The sequence below is a fragment of the Spiroplasma endosymbiont of 'Nebria riversi' genome (assembly GCF_018831625.1).
Classification (GTDB): domain Bacteria; phylum Bacillota_I; class Bacilli_A; order Mycoplasmatales; family Nriv7; genus Nriv7.
This window is the reverse complement of sequence record NZ_CP065193.1, coordinates 677,772-698,651: the sequence shown is the minus strand read 5'-3', so window position 1 is coordinate 698,651 and position 20,880 is coordinate 677,772. Positions and strand designations below refer to the sequence as shown.

The 20,880-nt window shown below is 26.3% G+C and carries 24 protein-coding genes, 2 tRNA genes and 5 pseudogenes; 15 read left to right on the top strand and 16 right to left on the bottom strand.

Going from position 1 to position 20,880, the window contains the following annotated elements:
- Positions 1-45: 45 nt before the first annotated feature.
- The 11 genes from I5Q57_RS04515 to I5Q57_RS04470 all read right to left on the bottom strand — a co-directional run bounded on the left by I5Q57_RS04515 (position 46) and on the right by I5Q57_RS04470 (position 5,511).
- Positions 46-531: a spiroplasma phage ORF1-like family protein gene (locus I5Q57_RS04515; RefSeq protein ID WP_215827008.1), complete on the bottom strand. Its 486-nt coding sequence runs from the start codon at positions 529-531 to the stop codon at positions 46-48.
- Positions 492-1,691 (bottom strand): hypothetical protein, encoded by a 1,200-nt coding sequence (locus I5Q57_RS04510; protein ID WP_215827007.1) that lies wholly within the window; start codon positions 1,689-1,691, stop codon positions 492-494. Before I5Q57_RS04510 ends, I5Q57_RS04515 begins: the two co-directional genes overlap by 40 nt.
- Positions 1,692-1,802: 111 nt before the next feature.
- Positions 1,803-1,928, bottom strand: coding sequence for a hypothetical protein (locus I5Q57_RS09660; RefSeq protein ID WP_256444918.1), 126 nt, complete (start codon positions 1,926-1,928; stop codon positions 1,803-1,805).
- Between the two features lie 265 nt (positions 1,929-2,193).
- Positions 2,194-2,586, bottom strand: a complete 393-nt coding sequence (locus tag I5Q57_RS04505) for a hypothetical protein (protein ID WP_215827006.1) — start codon at positions 2,584-2,586, stop codon at positions 2,194-2,196.
- Between the two features lie 22 nt (positions 2,587-2,608).
- A complete protein-coding gene (locus I5Q57_RS04500) occupies positions 2,609-2,857 on the bottom strand; it encodes a hypothetical protein (protein WP_215827005.1) in 249 nt (82 codons plus the stop codon).
- A gap of 2 nt (positions 2,858-2,859) precedes the next feature.
- The gene (locus I5Q57_RS04495) at positions 2,860-3,144 is read right to left on the bottom strand and encodes a hypothetical protein (RefSeq protein WP_215827004.1); all 285 of its coding nucleotides are present in this window, start codon (positions 3,142-3,144) and stop codon (positions 2,860-2,862) included.
- Between the two features lie 6 nt (positions 3,145-3,150).
- A complete protein-coding gene (locus I5Q57_RS04490; RefSeq protein ID WP_215827003.1) occupies positions 3,151-4,134 on the bottom strand; it encodes a hypothetical protein in 984 nt (327 codons plus the stop codon).
- A 23-nt stretch (positions 4,135-4,157) separates the two neighbouring features.
- On the bottom strand, positions 4,158-4,400 hold the full coding sequence (locus tag I5Q57_RS04485; protein ID WP_215827002.1) for a hypothetical protein: 243 nt from the start codon (positions 4,398-4,400) through the stop codon (positions 4,158-4,160).
- 165 nt (positions 4,401-4,565) lie between these two features.
- Positions 4,566-4,796, bottom strand: coding sequence for a hypothetical protein (locus I5Q57_RS04480; protein ID WP_215827001.1), 231 nt, complete (start codon positions 4,794-4,796; stop codon positions 4,566-4,568).
- A 164-nt stretch (positions 4,797-4,960) separates the two neighbouring features.
- Complete coding sequence (locus I5Q57_RS04475; protein WP_215827000.1) at positions 4,961-5,182, bottom strand: hypothetical protein; 222 nt, start codon at positions 5,180-5,182, stop codon at positions 4,961-4,963.
- A 2-nt stretch (positions 5,183-5,184) separates the two neighbouring features.
- Positions 5,185-5,511 carry a hypothetical protein gene (locus I5Q57_RS04470; protein ID WP_215826999.1) on the bottom strand — a complete coding sequence of 109 codons (327 nt, stop codon included), beginning with the start codon at positions 5,509-5,511 and terminating at the stop codon, positions 5,185-5,187.
- Between the two features lie 788 nt (positions 5,512-6,299).
- Between I5Q57_RS04470 and I5Q57_RS04465 the strand changes: the two genes are divergently transcribed.
- The 4 genes and pseudogenes from I5Q57_RS04465 to I5Q57_RS04455 all read left to right on the top strand — a co-directional run bounded on the left by I5Q57_RS04465 (position 6,300) and on the right by I5Q57_RS04455 (position 8,402).
- Complete coding sequence (locus I5Q57_RS04465) at positions 6,300-6,794, top strand: hypothetical protein (protein WP_215826998.1); 495 nt, start codon at positions 6,300-6,302, stop codon at positions 6,792-6,794.
- Between the two features lie 202 nt (positions 6,795-6,996).
- A pseudogene (locus I5Q57_RS09880) lies at positions 6,997-7,488 on the top strand (rod shape-determining protein).
- A pseudogene (locus I5Q57_RS09375) lies at positions 7,451-7,939 on the top strand (rod shape-determining protein). Before I5Q57_RS09880 ends, I5Q57_RS09375 begins: the two co-directional pseudogenes overlap by 38 nt.
- Before the next feature lie 175 nt (positions 7,940-8,114).
- On the top strand, positions 8,115-8,402 hold the full coding sequence (locus tag I5Q57_RS04455) for a rod shape-determining protein (protein ID WP_215826997.1): 288 nt from the start codon (positions 8,115-8,117) through the stop codon (positions 8,400-8,402).
- Between the two features lie 402 nt (positions 8,403-8,804).
- Here I5Q57_RS04455 and I5Q57_RS04450 read toward each other — a convergent pair whose 3' ends face one another.
- The gene (locus tag I5Q57_RS04450) at positions 8,805-9,446 is read right to left on the bottom strand and encodes an IS1/IS1595 family N-terminal zinc-binding domain-containing protein (protein ID WP_215826996.1); all 642 of its coding nucleotides are present in this window, start codon (positions 9,444-9,446) and stop codon (positions 8,805-8,807) included.
- Entirely contained in the window at positions 9,409-9,558 is a 150-nt protein-coding gene (locus I5Q57_RS04445; RefSeq protein ID WP_215826808.1) for a hypothetical protein, read from the bottom strand. Before I5Q57_RS04445 ends, I5Q57_RS04450 begins: the two co-directional genes overlap by 38 nt.
- 128 nt (positions 9,559-9,686) lie before the next feature.
- Here I5Q57_RS04445 and I5Q57_RS04440 point away from each other — a divergent pair, with 128 nt between their 5' ends.
- From I5Q57_RS04440 to I5Q57_RS09370, 8 genes and pseudogenes are all read left to right on the top strand, one after another.
- Entirely contained in the window at positions 9,687-10,487 is an 801-nt protein-coding gene (locus I5Q57_RS04440; protein ID WP_215826995.1) for a UPF0236 family transposase-like protein, read from the top strand.
- Between the two features lie 401 nt (positions 10,488-10,888).
- Positions 10,889-11,071 (top strand): hypothetical protein, encoded by a 183-nt coding sequence (locus I5Q57_RS04435; protein ID WP_215826994.1) that lies wholly within the window; start codon positions 10,889-10,891, stop codon positions 11,069-11,071.
- A gap of 295 nt (positions 11,072-11,366) precedes the next feature.
- Positions 11,367-11,813 carry a 50S ribosomal protein L13 gene (gene rplM, locus I5Q57_RS04430; RefSeq protein ID WP_215826993.1) on the top strand — a complete coding sequence of 149 codons (447 nt, stop codon included), beginning with the start codon at positions 11,367-11,369 and terminating at the stop codon, positions 11,811-11,813.
- Between the two features lie 8 nt (positions 11,814-11,821).
- Positions 11,822-12,223 carry a 30S ribosomal protein S9 gene (rpsI, locus tag I5Q57_RS04425; RefSeq protein WP_215826992.1) on the top strand — a complete coding sequence of 134 codons (402 nt, stop codon included), beginning with the start codon at positions 11,822-11,824 and terminating at the stop codon, positions 12,221-12,223.
- 39 nt (positions 12,224-12,262) lie between these two features.
- A tRNA-Ile gene (locus I5Q57_RS04420) sits at positions 12,263-12,339 on the top strand.
- Between the two features lie 5 nt (positions 12,340-12,344).
- Positions 12,345-12,420: transfer RNA gene (locus tag I5Q57_RS04415), tRNA-Ala, on the top strand.
- A gap of 147 nt (positions 12,421-12,567) precedes the next feature.
- Entirely contained in the window at positions 12,568-13,617 is a 1,050-nt protein-coding gene (locus I5Q57_RS04410; RefSeq protein WP_215826991.1) for a YitT family protein, read from the top strand.
- 589 nt (positions 13,618-14,206) lie between these two features.
- Positions 14,207-14,467 (top strand): annotated as a pseudogene (locus I5Q57_RS09370) (IS3 family transposase); the annotation flags it as partial.
- Between the two features lie 145 nt (positions 14,468-14,612).
- Here the strand turns inward: I5Q57_RS09370 and I5Q57_RS04405 are convergent.
- A complete protein-coding gene (locus I5Q57_RS04405) occupies positions 14,613-15,572 on the bottom strand; it encodes an IS1/IS1595 family N-terminal zinc-binding domain-containing protein (RefSeq protein ID WP_215826990.1) in 960 nt (319 codons plus the stop codon).
- 93 nt (positions 15,573-15,665) lie between these two features.
- Between I5Q57_RS04405 and I5Q57_RS09365 the strand changes: the two are divergent.
- The 3 genes and pseudogenes from I5Q57_RS09365 to I5Q57_RS04385 form a co-directional block, all read left to right on the top strand.
- Positions 15,666-16,671: pseudogene (locus I5Q57_RS09365) on the top strand (IS3 family transposase); the annotation flags it as partial.
- Between the two features lie 196 nt (positions 16,672-16,867).
- Positions 16,868-17,059 (top strand): annotated as a pseudogene (locus I5Q57_RS10085) (hypothetical protein); the annotation flags it as partial.
- A gap of 102 nt (positions 17,060-17,161) precedes the next feature.
- Positions 17,162-17,818, top strand: a complete 657-nt coding sequence (locus I5Q57_RS04385; protein ID WP_215826987.1) for a transposase — start codon at positions 17,162-17,164, stop codon at positions 17,816-17,818.
- A 298-nt stretch (positions 17,819-18,116) separates the two neighbouring features.
- Here I5Q57_RS04385 and I5Q57_RS04380 read toward each other — a convergent pair whose 3' ends face one another.
- Both I5Q57_RS04380 and I5Q57_RS04375 read right to left on the bottom strand, forming a co-directional pair.
- Positions 18,117-20,294, bottom strand: a complete 2,178-nt coding sequence (locus tag I5Q57_RS04380) for a RelA/SpoT family protein (RefSeq protein WP_246534738.1) — start codon at positions 20,292-20,294, stop codon at positions 18,117-18,119.
- Positions 20,295-20,361: 67 nt separating this feature from the next.
- A complete protein-coding gene (locus tag I5Q57_RS04375; RefSeq protein ID WP_246534729.1) occupies positions 20,362-20,874 on the bottom strand; it encodes an adenine phosphoribosyltransferase in 513 nt (170 codons plus the stop codon).
- Between the last annotated feature and the right edge of the window lie 6 nt (positions 20,875-20,880).

The window sequence follows — 20,880 nt, the reverse complement described above, 5'->3', positions numbered from 1 at the left end:
CTCCTTCATTTTGTTTTTTCAATATATATATATATATATATATAATTATACAAAAATTCTTAATATCATTAGAAAAATGGCAAAACCGATTAAAAATTGAAAGGTATAGTAAAAAGCTGGCACCGTTTTAAAAACTGGAAAAATGGCGGTTGAAAAGTTAACTGTTGCTTTTGCAATAATTGCTAACGGTCGCAAAATCGTGATGATTTGTGAAGCTGTGAGTATTCAGTTTATCATTTTGATACCAGCATTTTGAATGGCACAACCAATATCATTAAAGGTTGGTATTCATCGTCCAGAATATTTGCAATTTGCTGGTGGAATTAAATCGTCTCATTCACTGTTATTTGAGCCATCAGGGATAAAGGCTGTTGAATTTAATACATTAAAGTCATAAATTTTAAAATTGTAGTTAAAGACGTTCCCTTTGTGATAAAGTGGAAAAGTTAAGGTAAAAATGTTAATACCATAACGAATATCAATATCGGTATTTAGATAATTAATACTGTTAGCGGTTTTGTTGGTTGGCAAGGCAATGCAATGAGTTTATTATCATAAGATTTAAGGACATTAAAATCAATTTGATAAATGCTATTGGTGTTGTTAATAGCATTGTAATTATCTTGTTGCATTTTTTTGTCAAAAGTAAAGAAATAACTTCTTAGTAATAATTCTGAGTTTCCTATAATATTTACTAAGTATTTTTTGGGATAAAAGGTAATTAATGAAAGATAAAAGAAACCGATTTGAATAAAGTAATCCTTCTTATAGTTTTCTACACCCTTAAAATCAATTTCGGTATGAGTTTTTTCGTCTATATCAAAAGTCGCATAAAATAAACTAGCAAAGAAATTGCCAAGAATTTCATAGATTTCGTTAAAAAAATTTTTGTAATCGCTATTGTTAATATTAGGAATGTTGTTTTTAAAATATAGGTAAATATCATTTTTTAAATCGGGGTCATAGCGTAGAAAACTAAATCTAACATTGAGGTAATTTAAGGTACCAAAAAGATATTTAATTAGGTAATAATCGTTAGAATTCGTAGTGCCATATTTTCAGATTTCATTTTCACCGTGTATCAATTGTAAATACTTATTTCCAGCAATTAGAGTTTTGTTAAATGCCTTAATTTTCAAAACATTCTCATTTACTACATTTTTATCACTAGAAGTTTTATGATAAAAGTAGCTCTCGTCTTTAAGGCCGTGATTTTTAATCGTAAATTCTTTGTAATAACCTTTTTCTAGGGTGTCAATGAAATTAAATACGGGCGTTCAATAGAGATACGAGTAATTAAATTTATCAAAATCACCACGGTGAATCATTAAGTAATCAAGATTATCAACAACATCGTTATAGTTATGGTTGCCATCAAATTTGGTGGTTTTTTCTGGTAAATCAATATCAGTCGAGGATTTAATTTCTGATTGTGCGTTAAATTCTAATATTTTTCATTTGGCATATCTTTCATTTTTATCTCATTCTTGTACTTTCATTTTTATGTTTTTTAATTTTTTATTTTGATATGATAAAAAATCTTTATTTTCTCAATATCTTGGTTCACTGTTTTTTTCTCAATTTAAATCATATTCTAATGATTTTAATATCGGTATTGTAATCTTGTCATTTTTATCAACATAAAATTCTCAATCATTAAGCTTCATTCGCGGAGGCAAGTTTTTGGGCATAAATTCATTTTCTACATTAACTTTTATTTCTCATTTTTGATTTCACTTGCCGTTATCATCTTTTGATGATTTAAGTGTTAATTTTGATTTTTTTAAGTTTAAGTCGTATGATTAATTATTTTGCTTTTTACTTCTAATTAGTAATTGTGCTGTTGATTTGTCATTATTAATGTTTTGTGGAATGGTAAAAATGTTATTGAAACTAATAATTAACACGGTAAATATTTTCATAAACATTTTTATCACTCCTTTTTAAAATATTTTATTTTTCATTATTCTTTTAGCTTTAATCTTTTTTAATATAAAACGAATTAAGCAGTTTACTATTTCTGTTATGGTTACTCCTACTAATGAATAACCTATAATCATTAACTTACCAATTGCTCCAAAATTTTTAATAAATTGTTGCAAATTTTCAATATCTGTATGTAATAATAAAACTATACTTAAAGATATGAATATAATGTAATTAAGTATTATTCATCAATATTTTTTTAAAAAATTAATGAGTTTGTTTGATTTCATTTTTCAAGGCTCTTTTTGCTTTAATTTTTTGAATAATAAAGCGGATTAATTTTTCAAATTTAATTGCAAAATATATTGCTCCGCCTCATCAAAAAACAAATATTCCCGCCAGCATAATACCACTATTGAACTTGCCAAAGAAATTAACCATTTCTTTATTCATAAAATCATTAAATTCGTCACTTGTTCCGGTTATTCATTTAGTATCGATTACTGTTAATGCACAAATTAATAAGCTTATAAAGATGAAAATGATACTTAATACTATTTTTAACCACTGCTTTTTAAAAGAATTTTTAATTTTTAATTTTAATGGCATTTTTTCTTTTGAATTATCTTTTTTAAATAATTTTATTAAAAGTTTTTTCATTTTAGCTCTACTTTCATGTTTTTTATCGTCCTTTAATCACGATAAATAAGGCAATCAGTACACAAGTGACACCCAGAATGCTAAAAATTGGGTGTTGCGAAAATGTCCGGGCCATTGGTTTAAATAGTTCTAGAATTGTTAAATTGCTAGTAATAAAATTTTGGAAATTCGCAAGGCTTTCGCTAATATAGTTTGTTAAAGTTTCAAAATGACTACCAGCTAAAAGCCCAAGAACAGTTATTAAGATAAAAATAATAATTAGTTTAAACATTGTTAGTTACCTTGCTTTGTTTTTATTGGTTTTATTTGTTTTTTAGCTTTTCCTCACGCACTTAAACAACCTTTATTTTTAACCGCATATTGTCGCTGTTTTTCTAAATTAACTTGCTGACTACCAAATCCAAGAATAATTGCCATAAGAAATTCTACAGTCAGCGTTAAGAATAGAGGAGATATTAATTGAATATTCGTTCCTGGTACTTCAAGACTTCAAATTAAATCAAAAACTTTATAAAGCATTTGAGCCAGAAAGTCGGCCATTTTTGCGAGATTTTCCATTTTTTATTATTCCTTTTCTTTCATTTTTCTTAAAAATTTGCTAAATTTATCCATTTTTAAGTATTCCAAGTCTTCTAAATCAATTGCTGTGTCAGCATAGTATTTATATTCATAGTCAGGATTTACTTTTGAATTTAAGTAATCTCTTAAAAATGCTAGGTAAAAAGAATTGTAAGTGTTTAATATTGGTAGAGGGATTTTTAGTTTAAAAAAATAAATATCAAATTCCGGAATATCACGATATTTAATGCGACGCCCTTTTTTACTATTTTTAGCATCAATTAAGGTGTTTCGTCAGCGTTCATATTCTTCAATGCTCGTAAATGTGCCATAGATGACTTTTAAGTAGGGACGAAAAATATTAACGGGTTTTTTACGAATCCCTACAATCACATTATTGGCAATATCACGAACTTTAACTCAAATATGTTTATCTCTTTGGCCACTAGCTAACACAATATGACCAAAATGTCGTGCTAGAGCGAAATATTCTTGAATACCGGTTTCTTCGTTTTTGGTATTATTTTTTTCTCAATCAGTTCCTTCTAAAAATAAATTGGTTTCATCTCACAAAAGTAAGGTTTTGTCCGGCAATACCGGGTAATCAAAGTCTAATAATCCCGTATGCCCTAAACTTAATTTTTGGGTTTCTAGTAATGGGAAAGTTGATGCGATATGATATTTCTTCTTTTTTAGTAATTTTGCTGCGTATACTAGAAAGGCAGTTTTTCCATTTCCTAATGAACCAATCACAATATTTAACGGTGAATTTTTTAAGAAATTAATAACTTTGTTAATTTGTGTTAAATTACCGATTTTTAAAAGGAAAATTAAAATACAACCCACTAAAAATAAATAACTCATAATGTTTTTAAAATAACCGTTGTAAACATATCAAATTTCTCCTCAGTGTCATAAAATTAAAAATGAGGTGCGATTCAATTCAATAAAATGGTTATTTTTTTCTACTATTCATTTGCAAAATTTCATCTTGCACCTCACTTTATTTTTTGTTAGCGCACTGCTCCAAGTAATTTTTCAAACATTTTAAAGCAAATAAAGAATATTGCCAAAATAAATGGAAAAATGAAGATTCAGTAGCCAGCAAAGAAGTTACCGACTTGCGGCATATTAACGGCAATAATTTCTCACATTTTAGTAAACGCTGTTATAATCGCATTTCATAATTTAGTCATCGCGTCACTAGCTGTTATCTTTGTTACTGCTGGTGCTTCTGTTAAGAAAGTTCCAATCATATAATCACCCCCTTTCTTTTTAAAACATTCATCATTTATATTCAAAGTTTTTCTTAAATTTGTTAAAACCACGATTAACCTTAACACGATTATATTTTTTCCTAATTAATTTTGAATTTCTTTGGGAATGCATCACAACGTAACTTCTTGACATTGCTTTTGTCTCTATCTAAATACTGATATGGTTTTTCAAAGTAGCATTAGAATAAATCACACCATAATCGCTGTTAAGAATCAAAAAGCAATGTTTGCTATTAAAAGTCAAAGTGTTTCTTGGGTTAAATCAATTTCTTTGCCACCAGCAATATGATCCGGAATAGTTGTAATTTGAATAAATAAATCTCAGAAAGTTTGTTTAATTTGTTCTCAATCAAATTCTTTTAATTTTATTTTCATTTTTTATATAACAAAAATAATTTTTATTAGTAAATAAATAATAGAAATTAATGCGAAAAGAAAAGTAATGATAATAATTAATCCGGCAATAAACACAACTTGTGCAGGCATTTTTTCAATAGGAACGAACAGCTCTAAAAATTCCATAATAATTTCTCAAGACATTATTTTTTATCCGCGTTATTTTCTTTTGAATTAGGAGCTTTAACTCATTCTTTAAAGCGAGCAATAAATACTTTTTCGTCTTTTGTGAAATTACCAGTATTATTTTTAATGGCATTTTTATATTTAATTCGCATTTTTATTTTGGCATAAATTTTATAAGCAAAATATGCCAATAGCATGATGCTGATAATAATAAATATTAATCCAATCGCAATATTCATTTTTAAACTCCTTTAAAATAATTATAATTTGTATCTTTTTTGTTGTTTTCTTTTTCGGCAATGAAGAAACTTAATAATTCTTGTCCTTTAATTAACTTGGTTTCTTGCTCTTGTTTATTAATTGAGATTACTTGGTGTTCATTATTTTTGATTATTCCGATGCAAATGGAATTTTCATATTTTCCTTTATAAACAAATCGTTTTGGAAACCAAATACCGATTTGTTTATAAAATCACGGAATTTTTGGTGCTTTAATTAAAATTGCATTTTGTGTTTCTTTTAAGAGATATTTGTTAGTATTTAAGAAAATGTTTTCAATGTTTTTCATAATAAATTACCTTTCTTATAGATAAACTAAGTTAATTAACTTAGTTTTTTAAACACTTATATATCGCAGATTTACGTGTTTAACAAGCTTTGTTATTAAATTTTTTTTTATAATAATTAGATAAATATTTAAATAATTTTAAACTTATAATATCCCTATATAGAAATTTCTACACTTTAATATCCGCATCCTACCCTTGGAACTAATTTAATAGCGTGTATATTTTTAGGAAATCCACCCATTCATTTTTTTATTGCAAAATGAAACAAATTGCTATAGCTAATGGGGTGTTATCTATCAACTGGTAAACTTCTTTTGGTTATGGCGACCACCCACAATTTATCGTGCTTTAATACATACCAACATTATTAATTCACTTGTATTTAATTTTCAAAGAACAAAATTTTAACACCTCATAAAATAAAAAGACAATCATTGCCGACTGTCTTAATACTTATTCAAATCTTTACCTACCTAACAAAACTTTATGCGCCCATAAATTTACCATCCCCAATACTTTGCACAATTAAAAAAATATTAAAATCACCATTAAATCTGCCTTAACCATTTTTATAAAAAAACTTGTACCTTCTCATAACTTTATGATATGGTATGATTAATATTAATTTTTAAAACAAGTTGATGAAGAAAATAATATTAGTGTTAAAAATGCAATTTATAATTAATTAAAATCGAATAAAGCATAAGAAAAGTCTAAAGTCTTACAACAAATCAGCATTACTCTTATTACAATATCAAGTAAAAAATAAAATAAAGGATAATAAAATATGAAAAAATTTTTGACAATTTTAGGAGAAACTATTTTAACAGTCGCCGGAACAGTAAATTTAATTTCTTGTGAGAATAAAAAAAATAATAGCTTCACTACAAATAAACCAAATTTGCAACCTAATAAAAATAATAACGATGCTCAAATCATCAAAGAAAATGAAATATTAAGATACTTTAAAAATAAAGATGTTTGCTATATTACTTCAATTACAATTACCAAAATTAAGGCAACAAATCCTCAACAAGTTAAAGAATATGAATTAAATTTAGCAATCAAACCAGAAATATTAAAAATATTAAAAGAACGAGAAAGTTCAGTAACTGAAAATAATTTTGTTATTAGTTTTGATGAATATTTTAGTTGAGGAAAACCTAGATATATTGACTTATCAACTACTAACAAAATTGTTAAAATAACAATTTTAGGTCATCAACCACTAAAAGGTAAAACAACAATATTACTTAATTTACCAATTGCAACAACTAGTTAAAAATCAAATGTCCTAACTATTTGTGATTTTTAAAAAATTTTTATTAATTTTATGTTGACTTAGTTTCTTAAACTATCTCATAATTAAAACAAAGATGATGATAATTTCACAAAATAGTCATTTAACTTTTAAAAAGGAATTATATTTTTAATTTTGTCGAAAACTCTTGATAAAATAAATTCAGAAGAAAAGGAGTATCAATATGACAAACATTTTAGAAAAATTTAAGCGCTTCCTTAAAGGCACAAAGCGTAATTATATTGTTTTAGACTTAGGAACAGCAAATACATTAGTTTATATCGCAGGACAAGGAATTGTTTATAACGAAACTTCAATGATTGCTTATGATTTATCAAAAAATAACCAATTATTTGCTTTAGGACACGAAGCCTTTGAAATTATTGGTAAAACTAATGACAATATTAAAATTATTGAACCACTAGTTGATGGAGTTATTTCTGATTTAGACGCGGCTTTAGATTTACTATAAGCTATTTTTAAAAAATTGCAATTATCAAATATGTGAAAAAATGCCATTGTTGTTTTAGCTTGCCCATCGGGGGTTACATAATTAGAGCGCAGTGGTTTAAAAAAAGTTGCTTACAATATGGGAACAAAAATTGTTATTGTTGAAGAAGAAGTAAAAATGGCCGCCATTGGGGCTGACATTAATATTAATTTGCCAAAGTGGTAACTTAGTATTGGATATTGGTGGCGAGACTACCGATATTGCCGTTATTGCATCAAAAGGCGTTATTATTTCTCGGGGTATTAAAGTAGCAGGTAACTTATTAGATGATGAAATTAAAAAATATATTCGTGGTCAATATAATATTTCTATTGGTATTAAAAGTATTATTGAATTAAAACATGCAATTGGTTCTTTAAGTGAAACGAAAGAAAATAAAAAATTCATTGCTTATGGTCGTAATGTTCTTTCGGGAAGACCCGAAGAAATTAATATTACTGCTGACGAAATTAGACCCGTAATTATTACCCAATTTAATCGCATCTCAGAAGTTTTAACTGAAGTTTTGGAATAAACCCCGCCAGAATTAGCTGGTGATATTATTAAAAATGGCATTACGATTTGTGGTGGTGGTGCCCTAATAGCAGGGATTGATGAATATTTTAGTAGAGTATAAAGTTTAATATTAAAGTTAAATTTGCTAATGACCCCTTAAAATGTGTTATTGAGGGTACAAAACGGATTGAAAAAGAAATTTATAAAGGTTTATAAATAGTTTTTATAAAAATATATACTTAATTTTATTTAATGATAAAATTAAAAATAAGTAAAAAATAAAAAAGAAGAATTGTATGATTAAAAACTATGTATCAATTGATCTCGTCACAGAAAAACTTGTCATATATTCATCAAACCGTGGAATTGTTTTTAACGAACCCTCAGTAATGGCATATGCCATTAAAAAGAAATCCTTAGTCGCTTTAGGAAATTATGCTTATAGTTTAATTGGTAAGGAATATAAAAATATTCGTTTAGTGCGCCCGATTAGTGATGGGGTTATTAGTGATTTAAAAGCAACTCAAGAACTATTAAAGACGATTTTTGAGAAAATTAAATTATTTAACGCCTGTTGAATTTAGAAAATGACAGTCTACATAAAAAATGTCCAAAAAAGGGTTACCATGCCATTTTGTAATTTCATTATAAACTATTTTTAAGAAATTTCTGTACTATTTTATTTTAATTTTGTCGAAAACTCTTGATAAAATATCAAAATCATCAACTTGATAATTTTAAAAGGCTTTTATGTAAAATTACTATTTTTACTTTAATTTTTTATACATTAAAATATAATACCGCTGTTTGTTGGTTTGGGGTTAAACCCTTATGTTGGTATTTTCATTTTCAGAGATTTAAATAATTTTGAATATTAGTAAAACCTAAACCATGATAATGAATTAAGGCTTCTTTAAGACTAGATTGTAATTTACTGATTTTATTTAAGTTAAGATAACTAGCTTCAGGATTAATTGTTGTTTTAGTTACACATAAAGTAGAATTTGTTTTTTTGCTACTAAAAAATATAATTTTTGCATATCAGAAGTAATAATTGAATTTTGGTTAATTAATTCTTTGTTCATATTTTCAATAACTCATTGTTTTTGTAAACGTTTGGTGTTTGTGGATTTAACATAAATATTGTTATTATTATTAACTGCCATTTGAATACAGCATTTAGTATTAGTTGCGAATGGTTCAAGGTGAATTCTTCGTGGATCAGTTTTATGTTTGAAATTTCCTTTATGAATTTCTTTAATAAATGTTTCATCGATTTGGATTTTACCAGATAATTTTTTAAATTTTAATTGGGTATTTTCTAATTGTTTTGATTTCATTAATTTTTGACGATTATATCAAGCAGTTTTTAATGTAGTTTTAATAAAACGAGAAATTGTTTTACTAGATTGCCCCAACAATGAAATTTGAATCAATAAATTTCATTGTTCATAATTTAAATGACTTCAATAAATAAAATGATTACGAAAAGCGTCAAAACTTGCACGGCAATTTTTACATAAATATTTTTGTTTTCCTTCTGAATTATGTCCATTTTTAACACAATGGTAAGATTCGCATTTAGGGCATTTAAATACCTTGTGCTCTAAATTTTTGATCAATTTCATTTAAACGTTTTTGTTTTTTTATTAATTCTGCTTGTTGTTTGACTTTTTCATAAAATTCTAAAAATTGATCATCTGTTAAAGTGTTTACTAGTTCTTGAATTATTTTTTCCATAATTATTATCCGCCTCTATCATATTAAAAATATACCTAAAATTAAGTATATTCAATAAATATCAAGAGTTTTCTACAAAATTAAAAAAAAACTTTATTAAAATTAATGTCAAGAAAGGTGGTTTTTTTATGTTAAAAATTAATAATAATGTAGAAACCTCAGAAAACAAGCATTGATTTAGTTTATTTATAACCCAAAAAAATATGTACACTAACAAACGCGAACAATTAGCTAATGAATATGAAAAATTAGATGAATACTTATATAAATATCATTATCGGTTAAAACAAGGTTATAAAGTAGTTCATTTTGCTTTAAGAACAATTATTACAATTTTTGGTGATGTTACTTTTAAGCGGCACCGATATAAATATTGAAATCAAAAATCAGGTAAATTCGAATATGTATGTTTATTAGATAAAGAAATTGGTTTATTGCCCAAAAAAGGCATTTATTTTGATGTCCAATTTAAAGTTTTAAGTCTTTTGGGCGTCGGTAAACGCTATCGCGATGTTTTAGATGCTCTAAATCATTGTTATATTTCAAAAGGTAGTATTTCAAATATTTTAAATAAATACGATATTGCTGAATATTTTCAACTAGCAGAAAAAGAAACTAAAACTAAAATTGATGTCAAAAATAAGGATTTATACATTCAACTAGATGAAACATTTTTAGCAACATTAGACCAGAAAGTTAAACAAGACCAAAGAATTCGTTTAGTTACTTTTCATACCGGACATAAAGAAAAAAATTACAAACATGCTCGTAGAGAATTAGAAAACAAACGAGGTCATTTTCTAATGTTAAAAGTTGGTAAACGAATAAATACAATGGATTATCGTGATTTATTAATTAAAGAATTACAAAAACATTATGTAAATATTAATTATGACAAAATAATTGTTTGTGGTGATGGTGATGCTTAAATTAGAGAAATTGCCAATAGTTTTGGTAATGTTAGATATATTTTAGATGGTTATCATGCTATTAAAAAATTAAAACAAGCGGCATTTAATATTATTTTTGAAAATCGCAAAGTAGCATTAAATAGTTGAATTAAATTATATAAGGATGGCAATATCATCAAGAATTAATCAAAACCATTCGTAATATTGCTAAAAATGAATTAAATAAAGATATTAAAACAAATTTAAGGAAGGCGAGTAATTATTTCAGTAATAATAAGCATGGCATTCATCATCAAAATTTAGAATGAAATATCGGTTGTAGCATTGAAAGTGATGTATCTCATTTAGTAAAACAACAATTAGGATATGGGGCAAAAATATATAATCATAAGAATTTAAATAACCTATTACATTTAATAATGGCAAATTTAAACAAATTAAATGTATTACATTACATTAACGAAAGTATTAATTCAGAAATAAAAATCAGAAAAGAAATATATAAAAATTCATTATGAAATAAATATAATAATAAAAATGATGATAGTTGAATTAACTATAAAGGTAATGCTGTAACAAATAAATATAATAGATTTAAGTAAGTAAAAATATTAGTTAAAATTTAATAAAATTAATAATTTTTCATTGTGTAAAAATTCAATAATATGATAAAATGGTAACGAATAAAAATGACAATAACAAAAAAGGAATGGTTAGTTTAGTAATTAAATAATATAATTAGCTGATTGTTTTATTTCTTCAAAGCAATACCTAAGAAAACTAAACGCGACCAAAAATATTATTTCCATTGCATTAGTGGAACATTTGTTATATAATTTTATTGCTTTTATGCATTATAGCTTCGGTACAAGAGCAAATGCAAAGGGAGAGATATAAATGCGACAAACGACAATGATTAATTCACAAGATGTGAAAAAAACATGATACATTATTGATGCCAGTGGTTTAATTTTAGGGCGTTTAGCAACAAAAGTAGCAAGTATTTTAAGAGGTAAACATAAACCAACATTTACCAGCCATGTTGATTGTGGTGATAATATTATTATTATTAATGCTCATAAAGTAATATTAAGTGGTAATAAGCTGAATAATAAAAAATATTATAATCACTCTGGTTTTGTTGGTGGTATGAGAGTGCGAACAGCTAAGGTAATGCAAGATAAGTATCCAATTGAGATGGTTGAAAGAACTATTAAAGGAATGTTACCCCATACTAGTTTGGGAAGAAAACAATCTAAAAATTTATTTGTTTATGATAGTGAAAAGCACCCTCATAGTGCTCAAATGCCAAAACTATTAGTATTACAAGAAGAAGGGAGTTAATCGAATTAATGAAAATAAAAAAAGAAATTATTTATCGTGGTACGGGTAGAAGGAAAACATCAGTAGCACAAGTAGTATTAACTTTAGGAAAAGGGAATATTACTATTAATGATAAACCGGCACTTATTTTTTTTCCTTATGCAACATTAATCCAAGAGTTAGAACAGCCATTGTTAGAAACGGATATGAAAGAAACTTTTGATATTAATGTTAAAGTTAATGGTGGTGGTTTTAGCGGTCAAGCTGGAGCTACGAGATTAGGTATTGCAAGAGCATTATTAAAATTTTCACCAGATTATCGGATGAAGTTAAGACAAAAAGGTTTAATAACTCGTGATTCACGAATTAAAGAAAGAGATAAGTATGGATTAAAAGGTCCCCGAGCAGGAAACCAATTTTCAAAAAGATAATTTATATTTTAGCATATATCTCAAATATATGCTTTAATTGGGACTATAGCTCAGTTGGTTAGAGCGCACGCTTGATAAGCGTGAGGTCGGTGGTTCAAGTCCACTTAGTCCCACCATTTATGGGCCCGTAGCTCAGCTGGGAGAGCGCCTGTCTTGCACGCAGGGGGTCGGCGGTTCAATCCCGTTCGGGTCCACCATTTTAATTTCATTAATGACTTAAACTTAATTTTATTGTTTGAATAATGAATAAAATTAAGTTTTTTTGTTAAAATCATTTACAACGATTTATTTATTGTTAAAATTGTTTTATTACTAGATGTGATGTATTTGGGAGACTTGTTGTAATGAAGAAAAGAGTAAAGTTTAAAAAGCCTAGTTTTTACAAGCAAGTGAAATTATTTTTTCAAAAAATTCATAATACTAAATTTACTCGCATTATGAGAAGTTTGTTATTGCTAACATTAGCAGCATTACTATTAACTTTAACTTTTAATTATTTTATTAATCCCATAGGTTTTTACAATGGTGGTTTTAGTGGGATATCGCAAATTATTGTTTATTCAATTTTTTCATCACCTAAAGAACAAGCGATGTGGTTTTACATTGTTGTTTTAATGTTAAATATTCCTTTTGTAATTTTTGGGTGTTTTAAAGTTGGCCGATATTTTACTGTTTATACTTTATTTTTTATGTTAATGCAAACAGCATGAAACTTTATTTTACGAGCAATTCCGATTTTAGATCAATTAAAAATTATGGAAGAATTAATTTTACCTAAGGATAATGATGCGGGAAAAGCAATGATGACTTTAGCGGCTTTTATTTATGCTTTTATTGGTTCAATTATTTGAGGTTTTGCTATCGCAATTGCTTTTATTGCTGGTGGCAGTTCTGGTGGTTCAGATTTTTTAGCTGCTTATTTAGCAGTGTGAAAAAAACAAGGTGTTGGTAAATTTCAAAAATATATGAATTATGCAATTATTATTTTAGCAATTTTAATTAAATATTTTGTGCAAAAAAATGAAGATAATTTAATTTATGCTTTTTTTAAAAATTTTACTTTATATGTATCAATTATTTTTGCAACGATTAGTACTGTTGTTACTAATTTTATTTATCCAAAATTTAAATTAATTAATGTAATGATTTTTACAAAATTACCATTAGATGTTTGTGAATATTTTAAAACTCATGAATATCCTCACGATACTACTTTAATTAGTTCTAGTGATATTAAGAGTGGTAAAGTTTCGGGAACAATTTTTGCGACAATTTCTTTAATAGAATATAAAAAAGTTAAATATAATGTAACAAGAATTGATAATAAAGCGTTTATTGTTGTTATTCCCGTGACGATGGTTTATGGTACCTTTAATATTCAAAGATTTAATTAATATTCAAAATGCTAAGCAAGGTTTTCTAAGATTTTTAAAAATAGTTGATTGGAAATTTATTACGGTGGCAATTGCGATTATTTTAATAATTTTTTCATTACCAATTGTTATTTTAACGGAAAAGAAAACTATTATTCATAATGATAAACGATAATTTGTTTTAAGAAATAATTTAACATCGTTATTAGCAATGGTATTTTTTACTTCTGGTAATAGTCTTTTTTTTCAAAGATTAATGGCATCACCAGAGTTTTTAGCTTTAATTGTGCTAATAATTAATATTATTGTTTATAGTTTAGCTGGGATTTTTTATATGATAAAAGGGGTTTCCGAAAAAAGCGCATTATTTCTACAATATCTTTTTTAACAATTATGGTTTTATTTTGTTAATTTTATTTATTATTCAAAAAAAGCGTGAAATTAGTCGTTGAAATTATGTTTATATTTTCCACACTATTAATTTACAAGTAGTTTATTTTCTACCGTTTTTAGGTTATATTCTTTATTTTGTTAGTTTTGGTTTATACTTATATTGGATAGTGGATAGGTTACAATAAGTTGGACCATATTTATGTGGATTTTCAAATAAAATAAAATTATTGATGAAATTTTAAGCACTTTTAAAATTAAAAGATCATTAAGCAATAAGGGGTGTCCTTATGATAATGCTGTTGCTGAAACAACTTACAAAACCTTTAAAACGGAATTTATTGAGGGTAAAAAATTTGAAAATTTAACATAATTAAAATACGAATTATTTGATTTTGTTAATTGATACAACAACATTCGAATTCGCGGCAGCCTAAATTATTTAACGCCTGTTGAATTTAGAAAACAACAGTCTACATAAAAAGTGTCCAAAAAAGGGTTGCCATACCAATTTGTTTTTTAAATTCATTTTAATTTTGTCGAAAACTCTTGATAAAATAAAAAAATCATCAACTTGATAATTTTAAAAGGCTTTTATGTAAAATTACTATTTTTACTTTAATTTTTTATACATTAAAATATAATACCGCTGTTTGTTGGTTTGGAGTTAAACCCTTATGTTGGTATTTTCATTTTCAGAGATTTAAATAATTTTGAATATTAGTAAAATCTAAGCCATGATAATGAATTAAGGCTTCTTTAAGACTAGATTGTAATTTACTGATTTTATTTAAGTTACGATAATTAGCTTCAGGATTAATTGTTGTTTTAGTTACACATAAAGTAGAATTTGTTTGTTTTGCTACTAAAAAATATAATTTTTGCATATCAGAAGTAATAATTGAGTTTTGGTTAATTAATTCTTTGTTCATATTTTCAATAACTCATTGTTTTTGTAAACGTTTGGTGTTTGTGAATTTAACATAAATATTGTTATTATTATCAACTGCCATTTGAATACAGCATTTAGTATTAATTGCGAATGGGTCAAGATAAATTATTCGTGGATCAGTAATATGTTTGAAATTTCCTTTATGAATTTCTTTAATAAATGTTTCATCGATTTGGATTTTACCAGATAATTTTTTAAATTTTAATTGGGTATTTTCTAATTGTTTTGATTTTATTAATTTTTGACAATTATATCAAGCAGTTTTTAATGTAGTTTTAATAAAACGAGAAATTGTTTTACTAGATTGCCCCAACAATGAAATTTGAATCAATAAATTTCATTGTTCATAATTTAAATGACTTCAATAAATAAAATGATTACGAGAAGCGTCAAAACTTGCACGGCAATTTTTACATAAATATTTTTGTTTTCCTTCTGAATTATGTCCATTTTTAACGCAATGGTAAGATTCACATTTAGGGCATTTAATACCTTGTGCTCTAAATTTTTGATCAATTTCATTTAAACGTTTTTGTTTTTTTATTAATTCTGCTTGTTGTTTGACTTTTTCATAAAATTCTAAAAGTTGGTCATCTGTTAAAGTATTTACTAGTTCTTGAATTATTTTTTCCATAATTATTATCCACCTCTATCATATTAAAAATATACCTAAAATTAAGTATATTCAATAAATATCAAGATTTTTCTACAAAATTAAAATATTCAAATGAATTTAAAAAAAATTGTCATGCTTTATCAAAACGGAAAAAGCATTGTTGAAATTATTAAAGAATACGGAGTTTCAAAATCAGCCGTATATTCAGTGAATTGAAAATTTTAATAATTTTGGGTCATTTAAAGTGTAAGATAATCGCACTGTCGAAGAAAATGAATTAATTTACTCGCGAAAAGAAAACCAACAATTACGAATGAGAAATGACATTTTAAAGCAAGCAGCACTGATAATTGGCAAAAAACAGGAATTATTAACAATAATAAAGAAAAATATTCCGTGCTAAAAATGTGTCAAATATTAAAAATAGCAAAATCAACATAATATTATCAAACTAATAATTGTGTTAAGTATGATGTTAATAATTATGAAGAAGAAGTTATCAGTGCATTTAATAAAAGTCGTAAAATTTATGGTTCTCGTAAAATTAAAGCTGTTTTAATGATAAAAGATATTATCTTATCACGTCGAAAAATCATATTCCTTATGATCAAAAATAATTTGGTTTCTAAATACACCAAATTAAAATATCGTAATCATAAAACAATGGTTAATAATGACCAAATTAGTAATGTTTTAAATCGTCAATTTAATAACAAAAAACCTAATGAAGTTGTTGTTAGTGATTTAACATATGTGCAAGTTGGAGGTGAATGACATTATATTTGTTTATTAATTGACTTGTTTAATCGAGAAATAACTGGCTATAGTGCCGGACCAAACAAAACCGCTGAACTAGTTCATCATACTTTTAATAAAATTTCACGACCATTAAATTAAATAACTTTATTTCATACTGATCGTGGTAATGAGTTCAAAAATAAAATCATTGATGAAATTTTAATAACCTTTAATATTAAAAGATCATTGAGTGCGAAGGTTTGTCCTCATGACAATGCTGTGGCTGAAACAACTTACAAAACTTTTAAAACGGAATTTATCAAGGGTAAAAAATTTGAAAATTTAACACAATTAAAATGTTAATTTTTATTTTGTTAATTAATACAATAATCTTAGAATATATGGCAGTTTAAATTATTTAACGCCTGTTGAATTTAGAAAATGACAGTCTACATAAAAAGTGTCCAAAAAAGGGTTGCCATACCAAACTATTCTTTTAATTTTGTAGAAAACTCTTGATATTTATTGAATATACTTAATTTTAGGTATATTTTTAATATGATAGGAGGTGGGAAATAATTAAAGAACTAGTAAATACTTTAACAGATGATCAATTTTTAGAATTTTATGAAAAAGTCAAACAACAAGCAGAATTAATAAAAAAACAAAAACGTTTAAATGAAATTGATCAAAAATTTAGAGCACAAGGTATTAAATGCCCTAAATGTGAATCTTGCCATTGCGTTAAAAATGGACATAATTCAGAAGGAAAACAAAAATATTTATGTAAAAATTGCCGTGCAAGTTTTGACGCTTTTCGTAATCATTTTATTTATTGAAGTCATTTAAATTATGAGCAATGAAATTTATTGATTCAAATTTCATTGCTGGGGCAATCTAGTAAAACAATTTCTCGTTTTATTAAAACTACATTAAAAACTGCTTGATATAATCGTCAAAAATTAATGAAATCAAAACAATTAGAAAATACCCAATTAAAATTTAAAAAATTATCTGGTAAAATCCAAATCGATGAAACATTTATTAAAGAAATTCATAAAGGAAATTTCAAACATAAAACTGATCCACGAAGAATTCACCTTGACCCATTCGCAACTAATACTAAATGCTGTATTCAAATGGCAGTTGATAATAATAACAATATTTATGTTAAATCCACAAACACCAAACGTTTACAAAAACAATGAGTTATTGAAAATATGAACAAAGAATTAATTAACCAAAATTCAATTATTACTTCTGATATGCAAAAATTATATTTTTTAGTAGCAAAACAAACAAATTCTACTTTATGTGTAACTAAAACAACAATTAATCCTGAAGCTAATTATCGTAACTTAAATAAAATCAGTAAATTACAATCTAGTCTTAAAAAAGCCTTAATTCATTATCATGGTTTAGATTTTACTAATATTAAAAATTATTTAAATCTCTGAAAACGAAAATACCAGCATAAGGGTTTAACTCCAAATCAAAAAACAGCAGTATTATATTTTAATGTATAAAAAATTAAAGTAAAAATAGTAATTTTACATAAAAGCCTTTTAAAATTATCAAGTTGATGATTTTTTTATTTTATCAAGAGTTTTCGACAAAATTAAAAAACTATTCTACATAAGAAGAAAGGGGGCAATAAAATGAACAATTGTAAGAACTGCAAATGTTCTTGTTCTGAGGGACATAATTGCAAGGACTGTAAGAAAGATAGTACTAGTAAACATAGTTGCTAACAAATTAAGATAACAAAATAAAAAATAAGTCTCTAACTAAATTCCTTTGTTAGAGACTTATTTTACTATATATCTAGTTTCCCGTTACAACGACATCGTACACATGGGGTATTTGTCGTAATGATGACAACAATTGTTGAAGCAGAACTTTGTTGGCAATTTTAATAACAAGATTAATAATGTATTTATTATCCGAACTTGTTTCAATATGAATTTGTTGAATCGAAGCATTTAAATTAACAAGAGTATTGGTAATATTAGCCATTAAACCATCACGGTCGTAACAAATTACTTTAATATTACTATAATATTGATGGCGCTTAACGACGTTTTCATTCCACCACACTTCCAAAAGTCGTCCTTGGCGTTCTTCTGGAAGAATATTATGGCAATTAACACGATGCACGCGAATCCCGCCAAGTTTACTAACATATCCCGTAATTGGTTCTAACGGTACTGGCATACAACAATGAGCTAAAGTTGCTTTAATATTATCATCACCTTTAACAATAAAGTCATCTTTTAAGTTAATTTTTTCAACTTTTTTTTCTTGAAGATGATTTAAATAAGTATTAGGACTAGTTTTATTACTTGCTAATAAAAGATTAATCGCATCATCAAGTTGATATTTCTTATTAGCAACATCTAAATAAAAATCTTCTAAAGTATGATATTTTAATTGCTTTAAGCGATACATCAGTTCTTTTTGGGAAACTAACTTTCATTTTAATTTTCGCTGTGTTAAAGTATCATCAATCGCTTTTTTAACATTTTTAATTTTTTTAAGATTTTTAGATTCACTATCTTTATGAGTTTCATCAAATTCTTGTTCTTGTTTTTTTAAAAATCTTTTAATTTTATGCAATGCATAACTAGTTTTAGCAATAACTAATCAATCACGAGATGGTCGCATATTTTTACTAGTTTTAATTTCCACAACATCACCAGATTTTAAAACAGTATTAACAGAAACATAGTTACCATTAATCTTACCACCCGTAGTTTTCTCGCCAATATCAGTATGAACTTTATATGCAAAATCTAAAATTGTTGACCCAAAAGGCAAAGTAATAACTTTACCATTAGGAGTTAAAACATAAATTAAAGAAGTAAAAATATCACTCTTAACGGCTAACTCCATATTTGGTTTTTCATTATTTTCTAACTCTTCATTGTTAATATTTTCTAAATCTAAAATCCGATTAAAGATATCTAAGCGCTCATCAATATCAGCTTGGCGTTTTTTAGTATTATAGATTTCGCCCTCTTTGTATTTTCAATGCGATGCTGCTCCATAAGTTGCTTTTTCATCCATATCAACAGTTCGAATTTGAATCTCATAAATTGTTGCATCTTGAATAACTGTTGTATGTAATGACTGATATAAATTATATTTAGGTGTTGCAATATAGTCCTTAAATCTTCCTGGTAAAGGTGGAAATCGCTGATGCAAATAACCTAAAATCGTATAACATTCATCAATCGTATTAGTAATAATTCTTATCGCTAATAAATCATGAATATCTTCAAATTTACGCCCAAAATAATACATCTTGCGATAAATTGAATAAATACTTTTGCTACGACCAGAAATTGTTGCTTTAATATTCTTACTATTTAATAATGACTTAATATTGTTAATCATTACGACCATTAATGATTCTAAATGTTCTTTTTCCAAATCAACATTGTGAGAAATTCTTTTATATTCAACAGGATTTAAAATTGCGAAAGACAAGTCTTCTAAAAGACTTTTTACTTGTCGCATCCCTAACCGGTGCGCAATTGAAGAATAAACTTCTAAAGTTTCTTTCGCAATAACTTTTTGTTTTTCTGGTTCCAAATATTCAATTGTTTGGATATTATGCAAACGATCTGCTAACTTAATAACAATAACACGAATATCGTGCGCCATACTTAAATATAACTTTCGCAAATAATTAGATTTAATTTCACTACGATTCATTTTAGCAAAATAAGATACTTTCGTGACTGCTTCAACTAAAGTTGATATCTCACCACCAAACTCTTTATTCAAGTCTTCAAAAGTTGTCGGTGTGTCTTCTAACACATCGTGTAATAAACCAGAAATTAATGTTGCTAAATCCATATGCCATGTTGCCAAATAATAAATTGTTCATAAAGGATGATTAATATAAGGTTCACCACTTCTTCTTAACTGCTGATCATGTTTATTATAAGCATAGGCATATGCGCGTTTTATTTCCTCAATATCTTTTTCATTACTAATATAGGTTTTAACTTTGTCTAAAACTTGTTTAAATGTTATCGATTTTATAATATCAAACTCACTTATTTTAATACTGAATTAAGCTTTCAATTTTTAAATTAGGGAATTGTTCGCGGGCTTTAAAACTAGTTAATTCAATAACGAATACTGCGGCAATAACCTCGCCCTGTAATTCTTCAATTAAATTAATAATGGCATCAATCGTACCGCCACTGGCTAACAAATCATCAATAATAACAACTTTCATTCCAGGGGCAATCGCATCCTTATGAATTGCTAAAGTACTTTTATTATATTCTAATTCATAACTTTTATGAATAACTGCTCGCGGTAATTTATTTAACTTACGAATGGGGACAAATCCCAATCCCAATTCGCTAGCAACCGGAGTTGCAAAAATAAATCCTCGGGCTTCGGGCGTCACAATAACATCCGGTTTAAATGATTTAACAATTTCTCCTAATTGCTTAACAACTTGTTTAAATGCTGCACCATTAGCCAATAATGGTGTTATATCCTTAAATTGAATTCCTGGTTTTGGAAAATCAGGAACATTAATTATTAATTTTTTTAAGTCCATTAACTA